The organism is Rhodococcus sp. KRD162 (assembly GCF_017168335.1).
GTDB lineage: Bacteria > Actinomycetota > Actinomycetes > Mycobacteriales > Mycobacteriaceae > Rhodococcoides.
In genome coordinates, this window is the sequence record NZ_JABFAU010000007.1 from 66,359 (window position 1) to 78,051 (window position 11,693).

The window sequence follows — 11,693 nt, forward strand, 5'->3', positions numbered from 1 at the left end:
CGGCTAGAGACCTGCGCTGATGAGGCGATAGTTCGCGACTTTCCAGCCGTCGTCGGTGCGTTCGAGGTCGACGGCTCCGGTGTAGCCGGTGAACGGGGTGATCTCACCGCTGCGGTGTTGGACGACGCGGTCGATGACGACAGCCACGGTGGCCTACTTCGCTGGCCTGTCCGTCACTGTTGCTGGAGCGTGTCCGTTCTGGAATGAAATCGTCGTCCAGGGGATCTACGCATTCGCTGCGCTGGGCGGGGAGGTTGTCAGGCAGTTGGCTCCGAACAGGGCTTTGAGATCGCCGTACAGGGCTGGTGTCTTGTGTACTCGAAACTTCGGATCGGTTGCCCACCGTGTCGTCGTCGTGCCGGTCAGGGCGATGTGAACGTCGGTGTTCCCGGGATGGCGTTGCAGAGTTTCACGGAGGGCTTCGATGTTCGGTCGTGTACAGGAGTGCACCGCGAGGGTGAGGGTCATTGGGGAAAGAGATGGGTCGGCATTCCCCAGCTCAGGCACGGAGATGTCGACTGCAACGACTGACGTTCTACCTTCGCGAATACTGACGTTTGCGGTAACAAGTAAGACTGAATCCTCAGTGAGCGCATGTTGGGAGCCGGCGTAGGTCGTCGAGAACACCAGTATCTCGGTGGCAGCGTCGAGATCAGCGATCTCGACGATGGCCCACGACTCACCTTTCTTGTTCACGCGACGGTCGACAGCGGCGACGATGCCACCAATCTTGATCTTCTGGCCGTGACGAACCTTTCCGGCATGCACAGCCGCGATGGAGGTGTCCGTCATCGATCTGAGCGAAGTGGCGATGCCGTCGAGCGGGTGGCCGGACACATACAGTCCCAACATCTCTCGTTCGAGTGCGAGCTTGTGCTTGGTGTCCCACTCCTCGTCCGGCACTCGGACGTTGAACACTGCGGAGATGGACTCGTCGGCGTCCTCGCCGCCGAACAGATCGAATTGACCGATCGCCTCGGCCTTCTTGGTGCCCATCACCGCGTCGATTGCGTCGGCGTGAATGAGCATCAGGCCCTTGCGTGGATGGTCGAGTGAGTCGAACGCGCCGGCCTTGATGAGGGATTCGGTGACTTTCTTACTGCAGGCAGTGGCGTCGATCTTGCCGAGGTAGTCCGAGAAGTCGGCGTACTTGCTCGTCTGCTCGCGTGCCCTGATGATCGACGCCACCACGTTGGTTCCTACGTTGCGGACCGCACCGAGGCCGAAACGGATGTCTTTGCCCACCGAGGCGAAGTCGACGCGAGAGGCGTTGACGTCGGGAGGCAGCACGACGATGCCTCTGGTGCGGCAGTCCGCTAGGTAGATAGCGATTTTATCCTTGTCATCGCCGACCGAGGTGAGTAGGCCCGCCATGTACTCGGCTGGGTAGTTGGCTTTGAGGTAGGCGGTCCAGTACATGACCAGGCTGTATCCGGCGGCATGCGATTTGTTGTAGGCGTATCCTGCGAACGGCAGAACGGCCTCCCACAGTGCGGTGACAGCATCGTCGCTGTATCCGTTGCTGCGCATGCCGTTTCGGAAGTTCTCGAACTCGGCGGCGAGAACTTCGGGCTTTTTCTTACCCATCGCTCGCCGGAGAAGGTCGGCCTGCCCGAGCGTGTAGCCGGCCACCTTCTGCGCGAGCTGCATGATCTGCTCCTGATAGACGATCAGGGCATATGTCTCTCCCAATATTTCGCGGAGTGGTTCCTCGAGTTCCCGATGGATCGGGGTTACTGCTTCGCGGCCGTTCTTGCGGTCCGCGTACGCCCAGTGCGCTCCGACCCCCATCGGACCTGGTCGATACAGTGCGTTCGATGCGATGAGGTCGTTGAACTCGGTCGGTGCCATGCGAAGTAGAAGCTCTCGCATACCAGCCGAATCCATCTGGAAGACACCGAGGTTGTCTCCTCTGGCGAGCATCTCGTAGGTAGCCGCGTCGTCCAGTGCAAGGGTGTCGAGGTCGAGGTCGATTCCGCGGTTGGCCTTGATGTTGTCGATCGCGTCACCGATGACGGTGAGGTTGCGCAGACCGAGGAAGTCCATCTTGAGCAGGCCGATGGCCTCGCACGACGGGTAATCCCAGCCGGTGATGATCGCGCCGTCCTGCGCGCGCTTCCACACCGGAATGGCGTCGGTGAGCGGCTCCGAGGACATGATCACCGCGCACGCGTGCACGCCCGCGTTACGGATCAGGCCTTCGAGGCCCTTGGCCGTCTTGTAGATCGTCGCGACGTCGGGGTTCGAGTCGATCAGCGCGCGAACCTCGACGGCCTCCTTGTAGCGCTCGTGCGACGGATCGGTGATGCCCGCAACCGAAATGTCCTTGGCCATGATGGGCGGCGGCAACGCCTTGGTGATCTGATCGGCGATCCCGAAACCGGGCTGCCCGAACTGCACGCGCGCAGAGTCCTTGATGGCCGCCTTGGTCTTGATGGTGCCGAACGTGATCACCTGAGCAACGCGATCGCTGCCCCACTTCTCGGTGGCGTAACGCACCATCTCACCGCGGCGACGATCGTCGAAGTCGATATCGATATCGGGCATCGACACACGCTCGGGGTTGAGGAATCGCTCGAACAACAGCCCGTGTGGCAACGGATCGATGTTGGTAATACCCATGGAGTAGGCCACCAACGATCCGGCCGCGGAACCACGGCCCGGCCCGACCCGGATACCGACGGAACGGGCGTAGTTGATGAGGTCACCGACGACGAGGAAGTACGCCGGGAACCCCATTTCCAGGATGACGCTGATCTCGTACTTGGCGCGGTCGCGGTACTCCTGCGGCACACCGCTGGGGAAACGCCATTCGAGGCCTCTGTCGACCTCTTTCGTCAGCCAGCTGCCTTGGGTATCGCCCTCGGGAACCGGGAAGATCGGCATCCGGTCGCGGGGTGCCCACACCTCGTCGTACGGCTGCACTCGCTCGGCGATGAGCAGCGTGCTGTCGCAGGCACCGGGCACCTCGTCGTCCCAGAGCTCGCGCATCTCGGCGGCCGACTTGAGGTAATACCCGTCCCCGTCGAACTTGAACCGAGTGGGATCACTCAGCGTCTTACCGGTCTGAATGCACAGCAGCGCCTCGTGGTTCTCGGCAGCGTCCTTGGTGACGTAGTGGCAGTCGTTGGTGGCCAACGGCGGAATCGACAGCTTCTTACCGATGTCGAGCAATCCTTCGCGGACACGCCGCTCGATGGACAGGCCGTGATCCATCAGTTCGAGGAAGAAGTTCTCCGGACCCCAGATCTCCTGCCACTTGGCAGCGGCCTCCAGCGCCTCACGATCCTGGCCGAGTCGCAACCGAGTCTGCACCTCACCCGACGGGCAGCCGGTGGTCGCGATGATGCCCTCGGCGTGGGAGGCGATGATCTCCTCGTCCATCCGGGCCCATTTGCCCAACTGACCCTCGATCGACGCCAGCGACGAGAGCTTGAACAGATTTCGGACGCCGGTGGCGTTCTCGGCAACCATCGTCATGTGCGTGTACGCACCGCTACCGGAGACGTCGTCGGACTTCTGGCTGCGATCGCCCCACAGCACGCGCTTCTTGTTGAACCGCGACTCGGGGGCGATGTAGGCCTCGATACCGATGATCGGCTTGATTCCGGCCTTCTTGGCCTCGTTGTAGAACTCGCTGGCCCCGTACATGTTGCCGTGGTCGGTCATGCCGACTGCCGTCATCTCCAACCGCGCCGCCTCGGCGAACATGGCCCCGATCTTGGCGGCACCGTCGAGCATCGAATACTCGGTGTGGTTGTGCAAATGCACGAACGACGTTCGACTCATGGTCACCCCGATCAGTTGTAAACGCCTACTGGTTGTCGGGATCACCTCGTCCCCAGTAGCCATATGAGCAGCTAGAGTCACAATGAGTCGAACAATCGACACGCGTAGTCGAACAACTGTTAGATGTAGAGCAGGTGGCGAAGTTGGATCTGGATCTGTCCGCGCTACGCGCGGTGGTCGCTATTGCCGATGAGGGTCAGTTCAGTCTGGCTGCGTCTGTGTTGGGTGTAAGTCAGCAGGCGGTGTCCAAGCGAATCGCCAAGCTGGAGGGTCAACTCGGCACTCGTTTGTTCGAGCGGCAGACCGGCAACGTCGCGTTGACCGTTCACGGTGCTCGCTTTCTGCCGCACGCGCGCACAGTCCTTACATCGGCCGACACTGCAATCGCAGCGGTGCGAGAACTGCAGGTACTCCGTGTCGCGGTGCATGGTGCCCAGATCGTCGACGGAAACCTGATGAGGTTCTACTTGGAGAGGCACCCGGACGCCCAGATCGAGCTCATCATGATGGGACCGTCGAAGACATCGCGAGACGCGGTGGTCGCCGGCCGAGTGGATGTTGCATTCGCCCGCCATAACTGGAGTGCTCATCGTTTGCCGACCTATGTCAATGCTGCGCCGGCCTACCTCGACGCTCTGCATCTGTTGGTCGGTAGCGGCCATCCGCTCGCGCAACGCGACCACATCGAGTTCGACGACCTCGCCGACCTCACCGCATGGGTGCCCGGAGCCGGATTCGACTCCGAAGTAGGCGACTTCTACCGCCAGCTGAGCGCCAGTTGCGGCGTCACAATCAACTCCGAGCGGCACCCCGGCGGAATAGGTTTCACCAACATCCTCGACCGCATCGCGGACTCCCAGTCGTTAGTCACTTTCGGCGGCGAAGGAACCACAACGCCGTGGCATCCCAATATTCGTCGTGTACCCATAGTGAACCCCACGCCCGCCTACCCCATGGCACTGCTGTGGCGAGAGACAGCAAGCTCCCATCCTGCGCTCAACTCGTTGATCGACTTCGTCGCCGGCAGCTACCGCAGCAACGAAACCAGCTCTGTATGGCTACCAGAACCAGATCGCGCATTGTTCCGAAAATGACCGCCGCACCACGCAGGTGCGCACTCCACTCAAAAGGGATCGCCGACAGCCGTTGCTGTACAACGCTTTCTGAGATGAACAAGCCTTTCCGCAAGGGCCACGCCCGCAACCCGGAATCAGTCAAAATCGATTGCAACAACAACAGTTCACCGGCTAGAGACCCTCAGAGCGGACCTTGAGCGGCGTCCCGTCACGGAATGAGCCGCCTCCCGACGAGCCTGCCACAGTGAGCGCCACGTTGACCAACACCCTCTGAGGCGGATCGACGATGCGGCGCGTGGGGGGATCGAAGGTCACAGGCCAGTTCTCGTACAGATCACCGTTCATTGCGCGACCGCCAATCGGTGCGGCCGGTGGACGGGAGTTGCGTCGGTACTCGCGGGGGCCCAATGCACGCCGTGCTCGCCGAACGTGGGTGCAGTGAGGGTGTAACGGCCTGTGCGCTGGGTGATTCCACGTCCGTGGACGGCGGTCTCGATGGTGATCGAGCGGATACGGCCCCTCCCCTGCTCGATGCCGCCGTAGCCGACGGGCCGAGACGAAATCCTCACGTCCAGACCAGGCATTCGACCGTCCGTGATCGCGAGTACTCCTGCGTGCTCCGTTGACCGGACTACGCAGCGACACGCCTGATCGCATGAATCCGATCCGAGTGTCGCGGGGTAGACATCACCTACCTCGGCCTCAAGAAAGCGGTGTCGCATGATCGACGAAGCAGAGCGAAACATCGAGCAAGTCCAGATCCCCCGATGGGGCAAGGTCGAAAAATCCGACGGAACCATCCCCTGGCTGGTCGTCGACGAGGATCTGGTGCCGGTAGAGCCGATCCGGCGGTTCCTCCTCGACTTCGTCGCACGGGGTAATCGACCGTGGTCGGTCCGCAGCTACGCCTACGACCTTTTGCGATGGTGGCGATGGCTTCGTGTCTACGAGATCGACTGGGAAAGAGCGACTTCCGCTGAGTCACGGGATCTGGTTCTGTGGATGATGCGGGCCGACAAGCCTCGGAACGCAGCGCGGACCAAATCGCGGACCACTGTGGGAACAGTCAACGTGATCACCCGCAAGCGATATCTCGACGACCGATATTGTGCCCGCACCATCCGCCATTCCAATGCAGTGGTGCGGGCGTTCTACGAGTTCTGGATCGAACGCGGTGAAGGCCCACTGGTCAATCCGATGCCGGTGGCACGAGGGGCGGCCCGGGTGAATGCGCATCACAACCCGCTCGAACCGTTTCGGCCCGGTGGACGGTTGCGGTACAACCCGAAACTTCCCGTCCAGCGTCCCCGGTCCATACCCGACGATCGGTGGCTCGAGCTGTTCGGTGCGCTGCGCTCGAACCGGGATCGGGCATTGTTGGCTTTGGCGGTCAGCAATGGTGCACGAGCTGCGGAAATCCTCGGAATTTCTCTCGAAGACATCGACTGGGGAGACCAGTTGATTCGAGTGACACGTAAGGGGACACGCGTCGATCAGTGGCTCCCAGCCAGCCCGGAAGCGTTCGTGTGGCTTCGCCTGCATCTCGCGGACCTGGGAACATCCTTGGACGTGAACGGATCGCTGTGGCTCACCCTCCGCCGCAGATCCGACTCCTCCGCTGCTCTGGAGTATCGACCATTGACCTACGACGCGCTGCGCAAGGTGCTGACGCGGGCAAACGACGTTCTGGGCACCAACTGGACGATGCACGACCTCCGCCACACCGCAGCCATACGAATGGCACACGACGGAACACTCACCTCGCGCGACATACAGACGATCCTCGGGCACGCGCACCTGTCGACCACGACCGAGATCTATCTCGTCGAAGACCAAGACGACACCATCCGAAGGGTCCAGCATCATCTCGCGCACCGAGCCGAACACATGATCAGCAATCCCCCTACCGTGGCCGCTGGTTACGACTCTGCGGATCTGAATGTGCTGTTCGGAGCGGTCGAGTCATGAACGTGACACCCACCGAGCTGCCGGTCGCACAGCGGGCCAACCCACGGTTGCAGTACCGATTCAAGCGCCACGAAGACCTTGCCGACTCCGCTCCGATCGGCGGGGCCAAGGATCTACTCGACATCGAAGAGATCCTCGATACTGTTCCAGTATTTCTGTATCCCAATGGTTCTCGTGAACACGGTGCCAAAAGGGCATGCCGACTGATCCTGGAGTGGCTTCTGACCTTCCCCGGCGCGGGATGGCAGGAGCGCTGGGTTCATTCCGGTGCCGACGTAGGATCGTCCGACTGGCTCGACACCTTCCACGACAATGCCGACCCACGAACAGTGGTGACCCGAAGCCAAGAACTGCGGCGCGGCCTGATCCTTCTTCTGGTCGCGCGGGTTGTCTTTCCCAGTTACGAGTCCATGTCAGCAATGCAGTGGACCGGGCTATACGCCAAGCTGCGCACCGCTCACCACCCCGAGATGTTCACAGCGTTGGAGGCCCGTGTCTCGGTTCTGGCGGCGAACTCCAAACAATGCAGCACCGCGATGCTGGTGGCATGCAAGATCGTTCTGCATACGGGGCGCGATCTCCATGAACTCACTCCGGAAGACCTGCTGGGCTACCGCGCCTGGAACATGGTCAGTGATCGCCCGACCTCGGCCAGCGTGCAACTGGTGTGGGCGGGACTCGACGGTATCGCCGACCTGCGGGGAATCAAGAGCTTCGCTGCAGCAATTCGGCGCGGACCCCGCCCGACGGGTGAATTGGTCGACCGATACAACCTCGTGAACACGACGGTGCGGAACGTTCTGGTGCGCTACCTCGACGAACGACGACCGAGTCTGGACTACGGCGGCTTCGCCGCCCTTACCGGAGTTCTCGCCGGCAACTTCTGGGCCGATATAGAACTCCACGATCCAGGCCTCGACACCATCGACCTCCCGCCGGACGTTGCGGCCGGGTGGAAGCAACGACTGTCGGTGATCACCGACAAAGACGGAACCACACGCCCACGAGCAGGGCGACTGGCAGTGATGATGACAGTGCGCGGCTTCTACCGCGACATCGCCGAATGGGCAGCCGAAGACCCCACCTGGGTGCAGTGGAGCGTTCCGAACCCCATCCGCAAAAGTGACGTCGAGGGATACAGCAAAGAACGCGCGAAGACGACAGCGGTCGTGCACCAACGAATTCGCGAGCGTTTGCCGCACCTTCCCTCGTTGGTCGATGCCGCTCACGATCGCCGTGACCGATCGGCCGCGCTACTCGCTGCCACCGCGTCGGTGGCGGTCGGAGAGACCTTCGAGCATCTCGGAGTGCGCTACCGCCGGTCCATCGCGCCCTCGTTCACGAAATCCAGCTGCCAGCACGATCATCCACCGGTGCTCGCCGAAGTCATCGACACCGGCGAGATCATCGAAATCGAAATAGAAGAGCACGAGGCATTCTGGGCATGGGCGGTGATCGAGACGTTCCGCCACACCGGAATTCGAGTGGAGGAACTCCTCGAACTCACCCACCTCGCAGTCGTGTCCTACACACTGCCATCGACCGGCGAGATCGTGCCGATGCTGCAAATCGTCCCGTCCAAAACCGGCGAAGAACGCCTTCTGCTGGTCAGTCCGGAACTCGCGAGCGTGCTGGCAACGATCATTGCCCGCCTCCGAACCGCCAATGACGGCACAGTCCCGCTGACCGCGCGATACGACGGCCACGAACGTATTACCGATCCACCGCTACCGCATCTGTTCCAGCATCGAATGGGCTGGCTATGGACGGTGCCGACTCGAAACTTGATCCAGAAGTGGCTCAACCAAACCCTTGCCGCCACCGGAATCGTCGACAACGCGGGCAACCCGCTCCGATACACAGCACACGATTTTCGGCGGATGTTCGCCACCGAATCGGTCGGCAGCGGACTGCCGATCCACATCGTCGCAAAACTGCTCGGGCACAAGCACATTTCCACAACGCAGATCTACACTGCCGTGTTCGACGAGGAGCTCGTTCGTTCCTTCCGCACCTTCCTCGACGCACGCCGCGCCCAGAGACCGGAGGACGAGTACCGCAGCCCCACCGACGCGGAGTGGAACGAATTTCAGCAGCACTTCGAGCATCGCAAACTCGAACTCGGAACCTGCGGGCGTCCCTACAACACCCCATGCAAGCACGAACATGCCTGCATCCGATGCCCCAGCCAGCAGGTTGACCCCAACGCCCGCGTACGGCTGACGGAGATCATCGCCAACCTCCGCGACCGCATCGCTGAGGCACGCAACAACGGCTGGACCGGCGAAGCCGAAGGCCTCCAAACCAGCCTCACCGCGGCAGCAACGAAGCTCGTCAGCCTCGACCGAACGGCAGGCCCGAACGCCATGACATCGCTCGGAATCCCTGCCATGCCTTGAGGGAGCTCCATCAGTTTCTACGCGGGCCGGAGACAGGTGCGCTGCATCTAATTTGGTAAGGACACGGCGACCAGGTCATCTGTTCGCGGCTCCATCTCGCGAAGTAGGTCGAAGGCCTCGGTGTCGGGTCTACCGCAGTGATTCTTCGGAAACTGCGGCCGGTACCCGGCTCCGGACGCATCGACGAGCCACACCGCCGGAGGGTTGAGATAGTCACCCGAGCACGAGTAGAGGATCGACACCCGAAACCGGTAAGACGTGGCCTCGAATGCTGCCGCGACTTCATCGACGCCGTCGCCGGAGTAGGTCAGTTGCCGCACCGCGTAGAACGGAACCTCCACCAACTGCTGGTCCGGGCTCCCACACACCATCACCGACGCGACCGTGAAATCGGCGGGTCGGGAACCGAATTCGGGACTGTGCGGAATGCTCAGTGTTGCCCCCGACAGCACACCGCTCGACACTTCGCGATCGGCGACACACGACGGCACCGTCGCAATCGCCGTCCTCGGGGAGGGCTCAGGCCAGAAGTAGACAGACAAACCCGCAACCAGAACTGCCACCACAGGCAGCACGATCAACCATCTCCGTCGGGTCACGTCAGCTCTCCTCGGTGCGAGCCCTTGTGGTGCAGGGCGTTTCGCTATGACCATCGAGGGCAGCAGTCACGACCGGCGTCGAGTCAGAGACAAGCCCGCGACCGTCGAGACCAAGATCCACCAGCGCACCGTAGAACCAAACCACGATCTTCGGCCATCGGCGAATACCTCACAGCTTCAGTGTGCGAACTCGCCGCGTTGCGGCTGCTGCCGCATGCTGCTCGTGGGCGAACAGCAGTCCGTAGGTGAAACCGTTCTCTGCGGGTCGGGTTCCCGCCGCGGCTCCGAGGCGACGAAGGAACCCTGCTGCGACGAGGCTGTCCTGGTGTTCGCCAAGTACTTCTTGGAAGTGTTTGTAGCGCCGGATCGTTTTCTTCGAGCGCTTCGTGCCGAGTAGCGGTGTCGCCAGCTCCGCGGCGTACCGCGCACGCTTGAACGCCTTACGTGCTCGGTGCAGAGCTTCGTCATCGCCGGCCACGCCTGAGACTGCGGTCTTCAGGCGGATGCGGGCTTTCTTGCCGGCCTTGGTCGCCAGCGACGTCACGTTCCTGCGTGGGAGTGACCGCACCGAGGAGTCGAGGGTGTCGAGGGCCTTGATCAGGGTGGCATACCGGTCACCGGCGAGGACGGTATCGACGTCGGCTCGGTAGGTGCGCTGTTCGGCAGCGAGGGTGGTCTCGATATCGGCGGCCACGGGACCAAGCACCCACTCGTCGGGAAGATCGGCCACCGCTTGAGCGAAGCGGGCGCGCTGTACTTCGTGGTCGCGGACGTGGCCGAGGATTCCGGCGTACCAGGACAGTTCCTCGTCCAGACCGGTGGCGACGGCCGGGTCGAAGGCGCCGCCGAACACTCGCACGGTGCTGCGGAGTCGCCGGATCGCAACGCGGGTGGCATGGATCGGATCCTCACCGCGCCGCAGCGCTGCATCTCCTCCTCGAATGGCACTGATCTGCTCACGCACGTAGGCGGCAACGGGCGCTGCGCCAGCATCTCGAGTCGATGTCGAAGGTTTCGTCGATGTCGTCATCGTTATGGATGCCCCGGATGCGTGCCGATCGAAACCACCACGGTCGATCCACGCAGTCGCCGACCCACCCGCGCGGAGAACGGCTTCACATACGGCATATTGTTCGCGAACGAGCCTCAGGCGGCCGGAGCCGCGCAACGACGCGCTCGCGCACTGAATCTCTGACCGGTGGTCGCAGCCGCTGAGCGTCTGGCGCGCTGTCGGCCCCCTGCGTGTCAGCGATCGTCAGTTCGGGCGTGAACGACTCGCATCACGAACCCTGGATGCCGATCGCGACCGTACTCCCAGCGGATGGTTCGGGTGGGACCGTCCCGAGGAGGCCTGACGCTGATTCCGCGGTAGTCGTACCCGTCTTGCGGTACCTGCTCCCACTCGAAATCTACGGTCTCACCTTCGACCAGGTCGACGCTGGAGCCTGTGATGTAAACCGTCTCGTGCTCGCGTGTCGGAGGCAGGGTGATCGCCCGCAACATGCTGATGTGAACCCAGCAGCCGCTGGGAGTGTCGGCCGACTCGACGACGCCCCACCCTTCTTCACCACTCCACACCGCAACGACACCTGTACAGGTCACCGGCTCAGCGTAGCGACGCCGGTCGCTCCGACTCCACGCATTCCCCCCCTGCGGCGAGTTCCCACAGTGTCAGGTGAGCCGCCTGCCCTGACACGGGCATGCAGGGTGGTGGCGCGTAGAGCGGGGGAGCTTGTGGCGGTGACAGTCTGATTCGGGACCAGTGTGACGGTCTGATTCGGGACCCACCCGGGCTTCGGCGTGGCGTCGTGACGGCTTGATCTGGACCCACTTCCGTGGCGTCAGGAGGACCCGCATCCAGC

At 62.4% G+C, this 11,693-nt stretch carries 10 protein-coding genes; 4 read left to right on the top strand and 6 right to left on the bottom strand.

What is annotated here, in order from left to right:
• Positions 1-3: 3 nt before the first annotated feature.
• Both J1M87_RS12010 and dnaE read right to left on the bottom strand, forming a co-directional pair.
• The gene (locus J1M87_RS12010; protein WP_157226223.1) at positions 4-147 is read right to left on the bottom strand and encodes a hypothetical protein; all 144 of its coding nucleotides are present in this window, start codon (positions 145-147) and stop codon (positions 4-6) included.
• A 78-nt stretch (positions 148-225) separates the two neighbouring features.
• Positions 226-3,789 (bottom strand): DNA polymerase III subunit alpha, encoded by a 3,564-nt coding sequence (gene dnaE / locus J1M87_RS12015; RefSeq protein ID WP_206489925.1) that lies wholly within the window; start codon positions 3,787-3,789, stop codon positions 226-228.
• A gap of 134 nt (positions 3,790-3,923) precedes the next feature.
• Between dnaE and J1M87_RS12020 the strand changes: the two genes are divergently transcribed.
• The gene (locus J1M87_RS12020) at positions 3,924-4,883 is read left to right on the top strand and encodes a LysR family transcriptional regulator (protein WP_206489790.1); all 960 of its coding nucleotides are present in this window, start codon (positions 3,924-3,926) and stop codon (positions 4,881-4,883) included.
• Positions 4,884-5,206: 323 nt separating this feature from the next.
• Here the strand turns inward: J1M87_RS12020 and J1M87_RS12025 are convergent, their stop codons facing one another.
• Positions 5,207-5,449, bottom strand: a complete 243-nt coding sequence (locus J1M87_RS12025) for a hypothetical protein (protein ID WP_008720609.1) — start codon at positions 5,447-5,449, stop codon at positions 5,207-5,209.
• Positions 5,450-5,585: 136 nt separating this feature from the next.
• On the opposite strand from J1M87_RS12025, the gene J1M87_RS12030 reads away from it, so the two are divergent.
• Together J1M87_RS12030 and J1M87_RS12035 are read left to right on the top strand one after the other, a co-directional pair.
• Positions 5,586-6,833: a site-specific integrase gene (locus J1M87_RS12030; RefSeq protein ID WP_008720613.1), complete on the top strand. Its 1,248-nt coding sequence runs from the start codon at positions 5,586-5,588 to the stop codon at positions 6,831-6,833.
• Positions 6,830-9,232 carry a site-specific integrase gene (locus J1M87_RS12035; RefSeq protein ID WP_008720616.1) on the top strand — a complete coding sequence of 801 codons (2,403 nt, stop codon included), beginning with the start codon at positions 6,830-6,832 and terminating at the stop codon, positions 9,230-9,232. Before J1M87_RS12030 ends, J1M87_RS12035 begins: the two co-directional genes overlap by 4 nt.
• A 47-nt stretch (positions 9,233-9,279) precedes the next feature.
• Here J1M87_RS12035 and J1M87_RS12040 read toward each other — a convergent pair whose 3' ends face one another.
• Together J1M87_RS12040 and J1M87_RS12045 are read right to left on the bottom strand one after the other, a co-directional pair.
• Positions 9,280-9,831, bottom strand: coding sequence for a hypothetical protein (locus J1M87_RS12040; protein WP_157226224.1), 552 nt, complete (start codon positions 9,829-9,831; stop codon positions 9,280-9,282).
• A 169-nt stretch (positions 9,832-10,000) separates the two neighbouring features.
• The gene (locus tag J1M87_RS12045; RefSeq protein ID WP_051048276.1) at positions 10,001-10,861 is read right to left on the bottom strand and encodes a CHAD domain-containing protein; all 861 of its coding nucleotides are present in this window, start codon (positions 10,859-10,861) and stop codon (positions 10,001-10,003) included.
• 21 nt (positions 10,862-10,882) lie between these two features.
• Here J1M87_RS12045 and J1M87_RS12050 point away from each other — a divergent pair, with 21 nt between their 5' ends.
• A complete protein-coding gene (locus J1M87_RS12050) occupies positions 10,883-11,026 on the top strand; it encodes a hypothetical protein (RefSeq protein WP_157226225.1) in 144 nt (47 codons plus the stop codon).
• A gap of 50 nt (positions 11,027-11,076) precedes the next feature.
• Here J1M87_RS12050 and J1M87_RS12055 read toward each other — a convergent pair whose 3' ends face one another.
• A complete protein-coding gene (locus tag J1M87_RS12055; protein WP_051048277.1) occupies positions 11,077-11,433 on the bottom strand; it encodes a hypothetical protein in 357 nt (118 codons plus the stop codon).
• Positions 11,434-11,693: the final 260 nt, after the last annotated feature.